Annotated in this window: 12 protein-coding genes and 1 pseudogene; 8 read left to right on the forward strand and 5 right to left on the reverse strand. The window is 65.1% G+C overall.

Going from position 1 to position 14731, the window contains the following annotated elements:
- Nucleotides 1-195, reverse strand: a pseudogene (locus tag PSO31014_RS18720) (hypothetical protein); the annotation flags it as partial.
- 135 nt (nt 196-330) lie between these two features.
- Nucleotides 331-1257, reverse strand: a complete 927-nt coding sequence (locus PSO31014_RS18725; protein ID WP_150552996.1) for a LysR family transcriptional regulator — start codon at nt 1255-1257, stop codon at nt 331-333.
- Nucleotides 1258-1560: 303 nt separating this feature from the next.
- Between PSO31014_RS18725 and tcuC the strand changes: the two genes are divergently transcribed.
- The 3 genes from tcuC to PSO31014_RS18740 all read left to right on the forward strand — a co-directional run bounded on the left by tcuC (nt 1561) and on the right by PSO31014_RS18740 (nt 5557).
- Nucleotides 1561-2880, forward strand: coding sequence for an MFS transporter (gene tcuC, locus PSO31014_RS18730; protein WP_150552997.1), 1320 nt, complete (start codon nt 1561-1563; stop codon nt 2878-2880).
- Between the two features lie 132 nt (nt 2881-3012).
- A complete protein-coding gene (locus tag PSO31014_RS18735; RefSeq protein ID WP_425494893.1) occupies nt 3013-3801 on the forward strand; it encodes a substrate-binding domain-containing protein in 789 nt (262 codons plus the stop codon).
- A gap of 181 nt (nt 3802-3982) precedes the next feature.
- Complete coding sequence (locus PSO31014_RS18740; RefSeq protein WP_246176825.1) at nt 3983-5557, forward strand: amidase; 1575 nt, start codon at nt 3983-3985, stop codon at nt 5555-5557.
- Here PSO31014_RS18740 and PSO31014_RS18745 read toward each other — a convergent pair.
- Complete coding sequence (locus PSO31014_RS18745; protein ID WP_150553051.1) at nt 5522-5764, reverse strand: DUF3820 family protein; 243 nt, start codon at nt 5762-5764, stop codon at nt 5522-5524. The genes PSO31014_RS18740 and PSO31014_RS18745 overlap by 36 nt on opposite strands.
- A gap of 108 nt (nt 5765-5872) precedes the next feature.
- On the opposite strand from PSO31014_RS18745, the gene PSO31014_RS18750 reads away from it, so the two are divergent.
- The 3 genes from PSO31014_RS18750 (at nt 5873) to PSO31014_RS18760 (ending at nt 9598) form a co-directional block, all read left to right on the forward strand.
- Nucleotides 5873-6496, forward strand: coding sequence for a cysteine dioxygenase family protein (locus tag PSO31014_RS18750; protein ID WP_150552999.1), 624 nt, complete (start codon nt 5873-5875; stop codon nt 6494-6496).
- 221 nt (nt 6497-6717) lie between these two features.
- Nucleotides 6718-8298, forward strand: a complete 1581-nt coding sequence (locus PSO31014_RS18755) for a rhodanese-related sulfurtransferase (protein ID WP_246176831.1) — start codon at nt 6718-6720, stop codon at nt 8296-8298.
- 175 nt (nt 8299-8473) lie between these two features.
- On the forward strand, nt 8474-9598 hold the full coding sequence (locus PSO31014_RS18760) for a glycosyltransferase family 9 protein (protein ID WP_150553001.1): 1125 nt from the start codon (nt 8474-8476) through the stop codon (nt 9596-9598).
- A 195-nt stretch (nt 9599-9793) separates the two neighbouring features.
- Here PSO31014_RS18760 and PSO31014_RS18765 read toward each other — a convergent pair whose 3' ends face one another.
- Together PSO31014_RS18765 and PSO31014_RS18770 are read right to left on the reverse strand one after the other, a co-directional pair.
- Nucleotides 9794-10954: an iron-containing alcohol dehydrogenase gene (locus PSO31014_RS18765; protein ID WP_150553002.1), complete on the reverse strand. Its 1161-nt coding sequence runs from the start codon at nt 10952-10954 to the stop codon at nt 9794-9796.
- Nucleotides 10955-11045: 91 nt separating this feature from the next.
- Nucleotides 11046-12494: an NAD-dependent succinate-semialdehyde dehydrogenase gene (locus PSO31014_RS18770; protein ID WP_150553003.1), complete on the reverse strand. Its 1449-nt coding sequence runs from the start codon at nt 12492-12494 to the stop codon at nt 11046-11048.
- Between the two features lie 245 nt (nt 12495-12739).
- On the opposite strand from PSO31014_RS18770, the gene PSO31014_RS18775 reads away from it, so the two are divergent.
- Together PSO31014_RS18775 and PSO31014_RS18780 are read left to right on the forward strand one after the other, a co-directional pair.
- Complete coding sequence (locus PSO31014_RS18775) at nt 12740-13582, forward strand: IclR family transcriptional regulator (RefSeq protein ID WP_150553004.1); 843 nt, start codon at nt 12740-12742, stop codon at nt 13580-13582.
- A 474-nt stretch (nt 13583-14056) separates the two neighbouring features.
- Entirely contained in the window at nt 14057-14698 is a 642-nt protein-coding gene (locus tag PSO31014_RS18780; RefSeq protein WP_174976583.1) for a flavodoxin family protein, read from the forward strand.
- The last annotated feature ends 33 nt before the right edge of the window (nt 14699-14731 follow it).

Consider the following 14731-nt stretch of genomic DNA (forward strand, 5'->3'; position numbering starts at 1 on the left):
CCCGCCGGCCCCGCCGCCGACTGCGCCGCCCAGCACCGCACCGGTGCTGCCGCCGAGCGCGCCACCCACGGCCGCGCCCGCCACGCCGCCCAGCGCACCGCCAACGGCATTGTTCATATCACTGGCCGACGCGGCCAGCGAGGTCGTTGCAACCACGGCGGCGATCGCCACCATTGGGAAAATTCGTTTAATCATAGGTCGTGAATAAGATGCGGATGAATGCGGACCCAGTATAAAGACACGCGACCGTGCCGCCGTCACCCCAATGTTTCATGTCTCGTAAGGCCAGTAACAAAATGTTTCAGTGCGTGCGTTGAAAGCGGTTAGCTTTTATGCGGCATCGCCGCCTGTGCGACGCCGCGACGGCACTTTCATCTCCGCCACGTAACGATACAACTGTGCCGCCGCCGGCGAGAGCGGCCGCGCCTTGCTGCGTATCATCCCCATGCGGCGCGTCACTACCGGATCGACCAGCGGCACGCTCGTGAGCAACGGATGCTCGCTTCCCGGCATTGCCATCGTGGGCACGGCCGCCACGCCGAGTCCTGCTTCTACCAGACCGAGCAAGGTGGTGACGTGCTGCGTCTCGCAGATGCTGGGTGGGCGCTGGGGCAGCGAGGTGAGCGCTTGATCGAGCAGCAGCCGGTTGCCCGAGACGCGGCCGACACTGATGTAGTCGTATTCGTAAAGCTCACGCCACGTCACCCGCTTTCTGCCCGCGAGTGCATGGTCGCGCCGGCAGGCCGCCACATAGCGCTCCTGCAACAGGAGCTTGAACTCGATGTTCGGCTCCTGGCTGCCGATGAAATTCAACCCGAAATCGGCGTCGCCATTCGCCACCGACGCGAGCACCTCGTTGGCACTGGCGTCGAGCACCGAGATGCGGATGCGCGGAAACGCCTGGTGGTAGCGTGAGATCACCTGCGGCATGAAGTAATACGCGGCTGACGGCACACAGGCAATGGTCACGTGTCCGAGGCTCGACGATGCCACATCGCGGATACCCAGCAGGGCGTTGTCCAGATCGTCCAGAATCCGCTCCGCGTCGCGGGCGAAAGCGCGTCCGACGGTTGTCAACGCCACGCGCCGCGTGCTGCGCTCGAAGAGCTTGACGCCGAGCGCATCCTCGAGCTTGTCGATACGGCGCGAGAGCGCGGGTTGCGAGAGATGGATCGACTCGGCCGCGCGGCGAAAGCTCGCCAGTTGCGCCACCGCGCGAAATGCCTGCAAATCGTTCAGATCGAAGTTGATCGCCATGACGTTAGGAGCAGAAAGTGGGTAGACGCCTCGAGGCACCCCGACACCCGGAGCACGCCGAGGCTTCGGAGCGGTCGCAGTGTAGCCCGTTACCGCTCGGACGGCGCATCAACATCCTACGATTGATTGCATATGTGCATCAATCCTTCCAAAACTTGCAATTCACAAGCCGGGAACTTCCGGCGCACCATTGGCAACTTCCAAAAAGCGCTCATGACGATTCAAACGTCCCTGGCAGAGGCGCATTCCGACGATACATTGGCGGCCCGATCTCCCGGGCTGCCGGCAACACGGAGACAGCGCATGTCACAGCGCCCCAACGACGCGGTTTCGCGTCGCCCCTCGAAAGCCGGCGCGATCCTGCGCGTAACGGCTGGCAATTTCCTCGAGCAGTTCGATTTCTTTCTGTTCGGCTTCTACGCCACTCAGATCTCGCACGTCTTCTTTCCGGCGGGCAGCGAGTTCGCTTCGCTCATGATGACCTTCGCCGTCTTTGGCGCGGGCTTCCTGATGCGACCGCTCGGCGCGATCGTGCTGGGCGCCTACATCGATAACGTCGGCCGCCGCAAAGGGCTGGTCACGACACTGGCGATCATGGCGAGCGGCACCGTGCTCATCGCGTTCGTGCCGGGGTACGCCACCATTGGTCTCGCGGCGCCGGTGCTCGTGCTGATCGGACGCTTGCTGCAAGGCTTCTCGGCCGGAGCCGAGTTGGGCGGCGTGTCCGTGTACCTCGCGGAAATTGCGACACCGGGCCGCAAGGGCTTCTACACGAGTTGGCAGTCGGCGAGCCAGCAGGTCGCCATCGTCGTCTCGGCGGCGCTCGGCTTCACGCTCTCGCTGACGCTCACGGCGCAACAGATCGCGGTGTGGGGCTGGCGTGTGCCGTTCCTGGTGGGCTGCATGATCGTGCCGATGATCTTCGCGTTGCGCCGCTCGCTCCAGGAGAGCGACGAATTCAAGCAGCGCAAGCGTCATCCGTCCTTGCGCGAAGTGTTCCGCTCGATGGTCGCCAACGCCGGCGTGGTGATCGGCGGCACGCTGCTCGTGGCGCTCACCACGACGGCGTTCTACCTGATTACCGTCTACGCGCCGACCTTCGGCAAGAGCGTGCTGCACCTCACGAGCGCCGATGCGTTGCTCGTCACGCTGTGCGTGGGCGTGTCGAACTTCATCTGGCTACCGATCGGCGGCACGCTGTCCGACCGCATTGGCCGCCGCCCCGTATTGCTGCTCTTCGCGGGACTGACGCTCGTGTCTGCCTATCCGGTGCTCACATTCCTTGTGCAGGCACCGAGCTTCACGCGCATGTTGATCTCGCTGCTGTGGCTGTCGTTCCTGTACGGCATGTACAACGGCGCGATGATTCCGGCGCTGACCGAAGTCATGCCGCCGGACGTGCGCGTGGCCGGCTTCTCGCTTGCATATAGCCTCGCGACGGCGCTTTTCGGCGGCTTCACGCCTGCGTTGTCGACGTATCTGATCCATGCCACGGGCGACAAGGCCGCGCCGGGCTACTGGATGAGTATCGCCGCGTTGTGCGCGATCTGCGCGACGCTGGCGCTCTACCGCCGCCGCCCTGGCGGGCAGGGGAGTCCCCGTACTGAACTCGCCGCAGGCTAAGCCACGCGGCAGGCGCGCCCCGTTCGCGGGCGCGCCCTGCAACGCTTCCCCAAAACGGGTGCCGACGCGCATCCATCCAAAAGCAAAATTCAGAGAGACACTGCCATGAAAACCATCGCCCTCCCGGCGCGCATGCGCGCGCCCCGACACCTGCTTGCCGCGCTCGGCGCGGGCATCGCCCTGACCACGCTGCTCGGCGCCACGTCGGCCAGCGCGGAAGACCTGCACGTGATGAACTCCGGCGGCTTCACGGCCGCGTACAAATTGCTGCTGCCCAAGTTCGAGGCATCGAGCGGCGATCATGTGGACACCGCGTGGGGGCCGTCGATGGGCAAGGCGCCCGAGGCGATCCCCAACCGTCTGGCGCGTGGCGAGTCAGCCGATGCCGTCATCATGGTCGGCTACGCCCTCGACGGCCTTATCAAGGCCGGCAAGGTGCGCGCGGATTCCCGCGTCGACCTGGCCGACTCGCGCATTGGCGTCGTCGTGAAAGCGGGCGACGTGGTGCCCGACGTCAGTACGCCCGAAAAGCTCAAGGCCGCGCTGCTTGCCGCGAAATCGGTCGCGTACTCCGACAGCGCCAGCGGTGTGTACGTCGAGCGCGAACTGTTCAAGAAGCTGGGCATCGTCGACCAGATGCGGGGCAAGAGCGTGATGGTGCAGAAGACGCCCGTGGCCGAGAAGGTCGCTGCCGGCGAGTATGCGCTGGGGCTGCAACAGGTCAGTGAGCTGCTGCCGGTCAAGGGGGCTGCGTTCGCGGGCAAGATTCCCGAGTCGCTGCAATCGGTCACGCGTTTCGCCGGTGGCGTGCCGGTGAATGCGCCGCATCCGGACGAGGCGAAGAAACTGCTGTCGTATCTGGCCGCGCCCGCGGTAGCGAAGGACGTCGAGTCCACCGGTCTCGATCCGCTGGCACATTGATGTGCCGGTCTTCATTGAAGAGATGAACTAACGTGTTGCCTGCGTCGGGGGAGATAAATTTCCCTCGGCATCCTTGGCGGGTTTGACCGACAATGACGCGTCAGACAACGGCGTTGCACAGGACGACGCCACCGCCAAGGAGACAGACATGGCCTCAGCGCCAGCTCAACCCTCTCAGCCGATGCAGGCTGCCGATTCGCGTGCCGGCCCCTCGGCCCCCCATGCCTCGCCCTTGAACGAGATCGTCGCGCTCGACGCGCTGGCGCTGTCCGACGCCATTCACACGCGCCGCGTGTCGTGTCGCGAGGTCATGCAGGCCTATCTCACGCACATTGCGCAGTACAACCCGGCGGTCAACGCCATCGTGTGCTTGCGCGATGCCGACGCCTTGCTTGCGCAGGCCGACGAGCGCGACCAGCAGTTGGCCAATGGCCAGTCTCTGGGGTGGATGCACGGCATGCCGCATGCCGTGAAGGATTTCGCTGCGTGCGCGGGATTTCCCACGCGCAAAGGCTCGCCATTGACGTCGGCGGCGCCCGAGACGCAGGACAGCATCGGCGTTGCGCGCATGCGCGCGGCCGGCGCGATCTTCATCGGCAAGACCAACGTCTCCGAGTTCGGACTGGGCTCGCATAGCTACAACCCCGTCTTTGGCACCACAGGCAATGCTTACGACACGACGCGCAGCGCAGGTGGCAGCAGCGGCGGGGCGGGCAGCGCGCTTGCGCTACGCATGCTGCCGGTCGCGGATGGCAGCGACATGATGGGGTCGCTGCGCAATCCGGCTGCGTTCGGCAACGTGTATGGCTTTCGGCCGTCGCAGGGCCGGGTGCCCTATGGTCCGGCGCCTGAGTTGTTCGTCCAGCAACTGAGCACCGAGGGGCCGATGGGGCGTTCTGTCGCCGACGTCGCCCAACTGCTCGCCACGCAAGCGGGCTACGACGCGCGCAGTCCGCTTTCCCTGGCGCAGGCGCATGGCGCGGTGCCGTTCGCGCGCGCGTTGCAACGCGACGTCAAGGGATTGAAGCTGGGCTGGCTGGGCGATTACGGTGGCCATCTGCCCATGGAAGACGGTGTGATGGCCCTTTGCGAGGCATCGCTGCGCGACTTCAAGGCGATGGGGTGCGAAGTGGAGGCTTGCGCGCCCGACTTTGCGCCGGAGCGGTTGTGGCAGACGTGGCTCACGTTGCGTCACTGGCTCGTGAGCGGCTCGCTGGGCGAGCTGTACGCCGACCCTGTGCGTCGGGAAAAGCTCAAGCCGGAGGCGCGATGGGAAGTCGAGGGGGGAAACGCGTTACGCGCGGCCGATGTGTATCGCGCGTCCGTTGATCGCAGCGAGTGGTATCGCTCGCTCGCGCGACTGTTCGAGCGTTACGACTTCCTGCTGCTGCCTTCGGCGCAGGTCTTCCCTTTCGACGCGCAAATGCACTGGCCGTCGTCCGTGGCGGGCAAGCCGATGGACACCTATCATCGGTGGATGGAAGTCGTGATCGGGCCGACGCTGGCCGGACTGCCGGCGATCAGTGTGCCGGTCGGGTTCGACGCGCGCGGGTTGCCGATGGGACTGCAAATCATCGGACCGGCGCAGGCCGATCTCGCGGTGTTGCAACTGGCGCATGCGCACGAGCAGCAAACGCGGTGGGTGCGTCGCCGGCTGCCGCCGATGCTTGCCGGTACCGCGAGGGGGGTGATCGGCGGGCAAGGGACGGACCCGTTCGGCTTACCTTGGGCGGGCGGCCCGTGCCTGCGCCCGTAGCGGGCGCAGCAATTCACCCAGCGCGTTGTGATCGATCTCGTGCATGAGGGCGAGCAGGCGACCGATGTCGCCCGGCGGAAAACCCTCGCGGGCGAACCAGCTCAGGTAATTGCCGGGCAGGTCGGCAATGAGCGTGCCCTTGTGTTTGCCGAACGGCATGGGCGTGGTGACGAGGCGCATCAGCGCGTCGGCATCGAAATCGAGCATAAGCGACAGGCGCGGATGGCGCGCGGGCACGAAGAGAGGCAAAGCGTTACGCTACCACATGCGTCCCACCGGGTCGGCCGGGGAGCGCGCCCAACTTTGGGAGTTCGTATGCATCAACGATTGGATGGCATCGCGGCATCGGGCGAGTTGCCCGACCCGGAAGGCGAAGCGCTCGATCCGTTGCGCACGTTCGTCGCGGGGCTTTCGCGACTGCTGGCGCGTCATCCGGACGAGACAACGCTGCTCGACGCCGGCGCGGGTCTACTGACGCCACTCGTCGCGCGTGACGACTGGTTGCCCGCCGCGTTCGCGGTGCCGCATCCCGAGCACTATCAGCAATATCTGTTGCATTGCGATCCGGCGCAGCGCTTTTCCATCGTGAGTTTCGTTTGGGGGCCGGGGCAGGTCACGCCAATTCACGATCACACCGTGTGGGGCCTGATCGGCATGTTGCGCGGGGCGGAGGATTCGCAGCCCTATCGGCTCGACGCGCAGGGCGTACCGGTCATGACGGGGCCGCCGGTGCGTCTGTCGCCGGGCGATGTGGAGGTGCTCTCGCCGCGGTTGGGGGACATTCACCGTGTGAGCAATGCTGACGCCGACCGGGTCTCGGTGAGCATTCACGTGTACGGCGCGAACATTGGCACGGTGCGTCGCAGCGTGTTCACCGACGCGGGCGAGCGCAAAAGCTTCATCTCTGGTTACGCCAATGCGCAATGGCCGAATCCGTAAAGAAAGGCGCCGCAACGCACCGACGGCCCACGCCACGCGTTCGGGCGCCTTCTGCCACAATAGCTGCCTGGTTGCGCAAATGCGCGAGCCCACCGCGCCGACACGCAAACCGAATCGACGTTTGACGAATTCAAGGAACCGCCGTGTCCTCTTTCTCGACCGATGCGTCGTCGCAGACGGCTGCGCCGACTGCCGTTGCTGAAGACCTCCCCTTCCCCGAACTGACCTATGCCGACGTGCGTGCCGCGCTGCTCGCCCGAGAGGAAATTGCGTTGCTCGACGTTCGCGAAGAAGATCCATTCGCGCAGGCGCACCCATTGTGGGCGGCGAACCTTCCGCTCTCGCGCGTGGAAATCGACGTCTGGGCGCGGATTCCGCGACGCGACACGCGCATCGTCGTCTATGGCGAACATGGCGGCGAGGATCTGGCGCCGCGCGCTGCAGGCGTGCTGCGCAAGCTCGGCTACACCGACGTCAATTGTCTCGCGGGCGGCCTCGACGGTTGGATCGCGGCTGGCGGAGAAGTCTTTCGCGACGTCAACGTGCCGAGCAAAGCCTTTGGCGAGTGGGTCGAAGGGTTGCGGCATACCCCGTCGCTGTCCGCCCAGGAAGTTCAGGCACTGCTCGATGCGCGCGCCGATGTGGTCGTCGTCGACGCGCGCCGTTTCGACGAATACCAGACCATGAACATTCCCGGCTCGACCAGCGTGCCTGGCGCCGAACTCGTGCTGCGCGTGCGCGAACTCGCCCCGAACCCGGCCACGCGTGTGATCGTCAATTGCGCCGGACGCACGCGCAGCATCATCGGCACGCAATCGCTCGTCAACGCTGGCCTGCCGAATCCGGTGGCGGCGCTGCGCAACGGCACCATCGGCTGGACGCTCGCCGGTCAGACACTCGAGCGCGGGGCCGATCGCCGGCCCCCGGCCGCGGTGAGCGACGCTACCCTGAACGCCGCGCGCGCTGGGGCCCGTGCCATCGCCGATCGTGCGGGCGTGCGCCGAATCGCGGTGGGCGACGTGCCCGCACTGAATGCGCCTGGGCGCACCGTCTATCGCTTCGACGTGCGTACGCCGGAAGACTACGCAGCCGGGCACTTGCCCGACTTTGCCAGTGCGCCGGGGGGGCAACTGGTGCAGGAGACCGATCATCATGCACCGGTGCGTGGCGCGTGGATCGTGCTCGCGGACGACAATGGCGTGCGTGCCGACATGACCGGTTCGTGGCTCGCCCAGATGGGCTGGACCGTCTACGTCGTCGAGCCGCATGGCGACGAGGCGCGCAGCGCCCAGGGCGGATGGCCGTTGCATACGCCGAGCGCGGCCGATGTCGAGACCGTCTCGCCGGCGGTGCTCGCGCGCTGGCTTGACGAGTCAGCGCCTGGCCAGATCGTGGTGCTCGACGTCACCTCGGGCGTCAACTACGTCAAACGTCACATTCCGGGGGCGTGGTTCGTCATTCGCGCGCGCCTGGCCGAGGCCTTGCGGGAGATTGGGCCTGCGCAGCGGTACGTGCTCACGTGCGGCTCCAGCTTGCTTGCGCGCTTTGCGGCGGCCGACTTGCGCCGACTGACCGATGCCGAGATCGTGGTGCTCGACGGTGGCACGCAGGCGTGGATCCAGGCTGGGCTGCCGCTCGAATCGGGCCCGACGCGACTGGCGAGCCCGCGCGACGATCGCTATCGTCGCCCGTACGAGGGCACGGACAACGCTGCCGAGGCGATGCAGGCGTACCTCGATTGGGAGTATGGGCTCGTCGACCAGTTGCATCGCGATGGAACGCACCATTTCCAGGTGGTGTGAGCGAGTCAGCGGGACGCCTGGTGGTGCAGGGCGGGGGGAGTGTTGCGTTGCCGTCAAGCGGGGGGCAGACGTGGCATACTCCCCACCTTCTGACGCCGCCGCCTGACGTCACGATGTGAACCTGGTTCACGTGCGTGCGGATGGGGGCCGAGGCCGACTCGCTTTCGAACCCATCATGCCATTGCAGCGCTTCATTGCCCGCCGACTGGGCGCTCTCACCGAACCGAGCACCCGCATTCCTTATGCCTGGGTGTACCACGAGCCTGACGTTTTCCTGCAGCGCACGTCATCGCTGAGCGTTGCCAAAAAATACCTGCATCGCCGCTTGCGTCTTGCGTTGAGCGGGCAGTCGAGCCGAGAGGTTCGTCGGGTGTCGCCGAGCGCGCGCGTGTTGTGGATCTATGGTGGCAAGGCATCGGTGGGTGATGCTGTGATGGATATGTCGGGCCGTGCGTTGTTGCGTGGGCGCGAGGGTCCGGTCGATTTGTTGATTGCGTCGGGCTTGAAGGGCGTGTTCGAGGGCGACGATATTTTCCGTCACGTGTACGACGATCCGGCGAGTTTGAATCCGGGCGATTACGACGTCGTTGTGTTGCAGGAGTTCAACTATCCGACGCTGCGGCTGAAGCGGAAATATTTCCCGTCGCTGCCGTTTGCGTGTTTGTTCCGGTTCTTTCACGGGCCGGACCGCAACCAGACCCAGTTCAGCTTTGCGGCGGTCAACGACGTCTTTTCATTGGGGATGGCGTCCGACGACTTGTTCGCGCGCGCCAAGCCTTACTTGCGGCAGGAAGCGGCGTTGCCGGAGTCGGTCGTGGGGCGAGTATTGCCTGGGGCGTTCCTGGTGTTGGCGATGGGGGGTGTCGAGCCGCGCCGGACGTATGCACATTGGCGAGAATTCCTTCAGGCGTACGACATTGCGTACCAGCCGGGGATGCCGGATGGCGTAGTGTTGCTGGGGTCGGGCAATGGTGTGGATGCGGCAAACGTGTTGATGGAGGCGAAATTTGTGCATCTGAAGCTGACATCCTTCGTGGGTCAGTTGACGTTGCGCGAAGCGAAGCGGGTGATTGCGAACGCGGCGTTATTCGTGGGTGCTGATGGTGGATTGATGCATGTGGCGCACACGACGTTGACGCCGAGCGTCACGTTATTTGCGAAGGCGGAGCCGCCGTATCTCAGGCTCACACCGGGATGTCAGTCGACGCCATTGCAGACCGATTCGGATGTGAGTGCGGTGGATGCAGGCGAGTTGGCGGAAACGGTGGTATCGACGCTGGCGAGCATGCCGACGAGGTGATGAATGGCGGGGGGGGGTGTTACGGGAAGAGACGGATCGGGGCCCCTTTCTGCAGCGAGTTGGGTTTATGTCTGAGAGGCGGAAAGGGGCCTCGGTCCGTCGTTGAAGCACTGTAGGGATACGAAGCAGGGATACGAAGCAGGGGGGAGCATCAGCGACCACAATCGGCGTCCGGCAGCACCGAGCGGGCCTCGATCAAAGCGCCGCGCTATAAATGGCAAATGCATCGGCTTGCGTCACTTCGCGTGGGTTATTCACGAGAAGTCGGGTTTGCAGCATCGCGTCGCTGGCCATACGGGCGATGTCGGATTGTTTCACGCCGACTTCGCGCAGTGTGCGGGGGATGGCGGTGTCGACGATCAGCGATTCGATGTGTCGGATGAGGGCATCGGTCTTGGCTTCGTCGCTGCCGGAGGCCTTGGCGGGCAGAATCACGTCGGCCAGTTCCGCGTAGAGTTGGCTGGCGGCGGGGGCATTGAAGCGCATGACGTGCGAGAGCACGAGCGCGTTCGAGAGGCCGTGTGCAACGTGAAAGATGCCACCGATCGGATAGGCCAGGGCGTGAACGGCGGCGACGGGCGAATTGGCGAACGCTTGTCCAGCGAACATCGCACCCACCAGCATGGCTTCGCGAGCGGCGCGATTGTTGCCGTCGTGACAGGCGCTCAGCAGATTGCGCGAGAGCAATTCCAGCGCTTTCACGGCGAGCGTGTCCGAGATCGGGTTTTTCAAATGGGCGGACGTATAAGCTTCGATCGCGTGCACCATCGCGTCGATCCCTGTCGCGGCCGTGGCCGCGCGGGGTAGACCTAGCGTGAGTTCCGCGTCCAGAATCGCAAGATCCGCAAAAAGCTGCGGCGAGACAACCCCCATCTTCGTCGTCTCGCCCGTCGTCACGATCGACACGGCCGTCACTTCCGAGCCCGTACCGGCCGTCGTCGGCATTTGCACCAGCGGCAGGCGCGTGCCCGTCACCTTCTTGATGCCATACATCTCCTTGAGCGATTGCGCGCCGGGCAGCAGCACCGCAAGCAGCTTCGCCACATCCATCGACGAGCCGCCGCCCAACCCCAGCACGATCTCCGCGTCGGCAGCGCGAGCGCGTTGGGCCGCTTCCAGCACCACATGCTCAGGCGGGTCGGCGATCACATCGTCGATCACCGACACCTGCCAATCATGCCTGGCGAGATCCGCCAGCGCCGGGGACAGCAAGCCGCTCTTGTGAAGAAAGCCGTCCGTCACCACACACAAACGCGTGCCCGTCGGATACTGCTCGCGCAGCAATGCCCCCAGACAACGCGCTGCGCCAAACTCCACAACGACGGTCGGAACCGTCTGGAAACGAAAAGCGTTCATGGCCGATTTCCTCGTGAGACCTTCACTACCCCATGCGCGACAAGCCTGCGGCGAACGATGCGAGCCCGAGCCTGCGTCTGTTACCCAGCCGTCACAATTGCAGGCACAGATACTTCATTTCGAGGTATTCCTCGATGCCATAACGTGACCCCTCGCGACCCACCCCCGATTGCTTGATGCCGCCGAACGGCGCCACCTCATTCGAGATCAGGCCGGTGTTCAGACCCACCATCCCGTACTCGAGTGCCTCCGCCGTGCGCCATGCCCGCGCGATATCGCGCGTGTACAAATAAGCCGCAAGTCCGAACTCCGTATCGTTCGCGAAGGCGACGGCATCCGCATCGTGCGTAAAACGGAACAACGGCGCGACCGGACCGAAGATTTCCTCACGCGCCACGCGCATTTGCGAAGTGGCGTCCGCAATCACCGTTGGCGTGTAATAAGTGCCGCCCAGCGCGTGCGCGGTGCCGCCCACCAACACGCGAGCGCCGCGCGACTTCGCGTCGTCCACCAGCGCCACGACCTTCTCGACCGCCTTGCCCTCGATCAGCGGGCCGACCACCACGCCGTCTTCCAGACCGTTGCCCACCTTCATGCCGGCAACGCGCTTGGCGAACTTCTCGGCGAAGGCGTCATAAATGCCGTCCTGAATATAGAAGCGATTCGCACACACACACGTCTGCCCGCCATTGCGGTACTTCGCCGCGATCGCGCCGTCAACGGCGGCGTCGAGGTCGGCATCGTCGAACACGATGAACGGCGCATTGCCCCCCAGCTCCAGCGACATGCGCTTGACCGTCGGCGCACACTGCGCCATCAGCAGTCGACCCACCGCCGTGGACCCCGTGAACGACAATTTGCGCACCCCCGGATGCGACGTCAACACCCCTCCCACCGCGCGTGCGTCGCCCGTTACCACCTGGAACACACCGCCCGGAATTCCGGCGCGGTGCGCCAGCTCGGCCAGGGCAAAGGCGGAGAGCGGCGTCAGTTCCGACGGCTTCACCACAATCGCGCAGCCCGCCGCCAACGCCGGGGCCACCTTCCGCGTAATCATCGCTGCCGGGAAATTCCACGGTGTGATCGCCGCGCACACGCCGACCGGTTGCTTGAGCGTGACCAGACGCTTGTCCGAGGCGGGCGTGGCGAGCACGTCGCCATCCACACGCTTGGCTTCTTCCGCAAACCACTCGATGAAACTCGCCGCATAGGCGATCTCGCCACGTGCCTCCGCCAGCGGCTTGCCCTGCTCGCGCGTCATCAGATACGCCAGGTCGTCCGTGTTGGCGACCATCAGATCGAACCAGCGGCGCAAGACCGCCGCGCGTTCCTTGCCAGTGCGCGCGGCCCACGGCTTTTGCGCAGCTTCCGCGGCCGCCACGGCGCGCGTCGTTTCCGCCGCGCCGAGTTCCGGCACCTTGGCCAGAACTTCACCCGTGGCCGGATCCAGCACATCGAGCGTCTTGCCGCTGTCGGACGCAATCCATTGGCCATCGACCCAGGCGAGTGTCTTGAAGAGAGAGGTGTCTTTAAGTTGCATGGCAGTTGGCCGGACTCGCCGGCATTTCCGGTTGGGAGAACAACGCACGGCAGTGTCTCGAATTGCCGCTTGCCGTTCCATCTATTGAACGATATTCTATGTATTGAACCTCATTCTACGTATCGAACGTTTTCCGTGCAACTCAGGGTTTTCCGAAGGCCGCATTCCCATCACTTGCCCGTACCCTACGGGCGGCGTAGCCCGCCCCGATCCATTTCGACCATTCTGAAGCCGATTTCCGATTCATGCCCAAGCGCAACCTCGACATCCCCGCCAACGCCAACGCCGCCGTCGATGCCCGCGATGGCGAACCGCTCAAGACCACCGCGCCCGCCGTCGTGCGCGCCGTACGCATCCTCGATGTGATTGCGGCGGCGGCCGAGCCAATTGCGCTGGCCGATCTGGCGAGGGAGACGAGCGTGCCCAAGAGCACCTTGCACGGCCTGTGCGACACGCTGGTCAAGCTGCGGCTCGTGAAGCGCCACGCCAATGGCGGCATGACGATGGGCTCGTACGTCATGGGATGGGCCAATGCGTTCCTGTCGCAGACCCACGTCACCGAAGAATTCCGCGCGGTCTGGGAGGCATCGTCGGCCTTCGCGCAGGAGACCGTCACGCTGTCCGTGCTCGATGGCACCGACGTGATCTATCTCGCCTGCCACAACGGCAATCGGCCGCTCGGCGTGACCTTCCGTACCGGCATGCGGCTACCCGCGCCCTACACGGCGACCGGCAAGGCCATGCTCTCGACACTGCCCGCCGACGAGGCCGCCGATCTGCTCACAGGGGCGTGGCCCGCGCCGCTCACGCGTGCGAGTGTGGGGACCTATGCGGCGCTGACCGAAGAGATGGCGCAAGTGCGTCGCGCGGGCTACTCGATCGACAACGGGCAAATGCGCGAAGGCATGATCTGCTTCGGTGCGCCCGTGTTCGATGCGAGCGGCGAACGCGCCGTCGCGGGACTCGCCGTCAGTTTCGTCACCAACGATATCGACCTGGCAACCGGGCAGCGCATCGGTCGGCAGATCCGCGAACTGGCCGATCAGTTGTCGCAGCGGCTGGGGGCGTCGGAGCGGCTGAGGGGGTGAGACGGCGCACGCGCACTGGACGTTGACCGCCGCGCCGCGTCGTTTGCAGACCGACGCCGGATGCATTTCCGGCAAGAGTGCGCCGACGGCCTCATTTGCCCTTCTGACTATTCCCAAATTTGACGACGGCGACAACCCAGGCTTGAGCGCGGATCTCGACGATTCGAGGCGAATTGATCACCCCCGAGGCGAAGCGCGGGCTGCCCGTCCCGGTTCGGGAGGGCGCGGCCTGGCATGCCGTCAGCGGCGTGCCATCGTCGTGTCAGGTGCGTGATGACTGGCCGACAGCGTGGCGTCGCCGTTCGATTGTTATCTTTGGCGGAACAGTCATGTTCGATTCTGCCGGCTATTCCCTTAGGGTTTTCACTGGCATCATCTGGCCTTGACCGATGTCCAGACAAGCCAGCGGAAGCGCGGGGAAGCGCGATCCGGGCGGTGCCATGGGGCGGACATCCATTCGGGAAGCACTACGCCATGTCCAATATCGCAATCGTCTATTACTCGCAAGGCGGCGCGACCGCCATGATCGCGCATTCCGTCGCCCAAGGGGTCAACGACGCCGGTGCGCATGCGCAATTGCTCAGCATCGAGCCGCATCAATTCATCGACGGGCAGTGGCACGACGAGGCCATGCTCATGCGTCTGGCCTCGGCGGACGCCATCATTTTCGGCGCGCCGGCCTTCAAGGGCGGCATCGCCGCACCGTTCAAGGCGTTTGCCGATGCGACGACCGGCATGTGGCGCCTGCTCGGCTGGCGCAACAAGGTAGCTGGCGGGTTTTCGTTCAGCTATCGTCCCGGCGACGACAAGCGCGACACGCTGGACTACTTCGCGGCGCTCGCCGCGCAGCAGGGCATGTTGTGGGCCGATGCCGACGAGGCCAAGATGGTGCCGCGCACGAGCGCGCCCTTGCAATCGCTCGCTAATTTTCCGGCCGTCACGGCACCCGGAGGGGACGTCGATGCCGCGTACGCGCTCGACCCGGTGGACGTGATCGCCGGCAAGCAATACGGTCGTCATGTCGCGGCGCTCGTCGCGCGGCTGGCCGGCGAGGTGCTCGAGTCACCCGCCGTGCTGGCGCGTCGCGCACGCGAAGCGGCCGAGCGCCGACTGTGATCGTGATCGGTCGCGTCTGAGCGCTGTCAACGC

It is taken from the genome of Pandoraea soli (genome assembly GCF_902459595.1).
GTDB lineage: Bacteria > Pseudomonadota > Gammaproteobacteria > Burkholderiales > Burkholderiaceae > Pandoraea > Pandoraea cepalis.

Bases quoted from the DNA above. Each gene is read 5' to 3' on its own strand.
- PSO31014_RS18725 (WP_150552996.1), bottom strand. From the start codon at position 1,257: ATGGCGATCAACTTCGATCTGAACGATTTGCAGGCATTTCGCGCGGTG.
- tcuC (WP_150552997.1), top strand. From the start codon at position 1,561: ATGTCACAGCGCCCCAACGACGCGGTTTCGCGTCGCCCCTCGAAAGCC.
- PSO31014_RS18735 (WP_425494893.1), top strand. From the start codon at position 3,013: ATGCGCGCGCCCCGACACCTGCTTGCCGCGCTCGGCGCGGGCATCGCC.
- PSO31014_RS18740 (WP_246176825.1), top strand. From the start codon at position 3,983: ATGCAGGCTGCCGATTCGCGTGCCGGCCCCTCGGCCCCCCATGCCTCG.
- PSO31014_RS18745 (WP_150553051.1), bottom strand. From the start codon at position 5,764: ATGCTCGATTTCGATGCCGACGCGCTGATGCGCCTCGTCACCACGCCC.
- PSO31014_RS18750 (WP_150552999.1), top strand. From the start codon at position 5,873: ATGCATCAACGATTGGATGGCATCGCGGCATCGGGCGAGTTGCCCGAC.
- PSO31014_RS18760 (WP_150553001.1), top strand. From the start codon at position 8,474: ATGCCATTGCAGCGCTTCATTGCCCGCCGACTGGGCGCTCTCACCGAA.
- PSO31014_RS18765 (WP_150553002.1), bottom strand. From the start codon at position 10,954: ATGAACGCTTTTCGTTTCCAGACGGTTCCGACCGTCGTTGTGGAGTTT.
- PSO31014_RS18770 (WP_150553003.1), bottom strand. From the start codon at position 12,494: ATGCAACTTAAAGACACCTCTCTCTTCAAGACACTCGCCTGGGTCGAT.
- PSO31014_RS18775 (WP_150553004.1), top strand. From the start codon at position 12,740: ATGCCCAAGCGCAACCTCGACATCCCCGCCAACGCCAACGCCGCCGTC.
- PSO31014_RS18780 (WP_174976583.1), top strand. From the start codon at position 14,057: ATGTCCAATATCGCAATCGTCTATTACTCGCAAGGCGGCGCGACCGCC.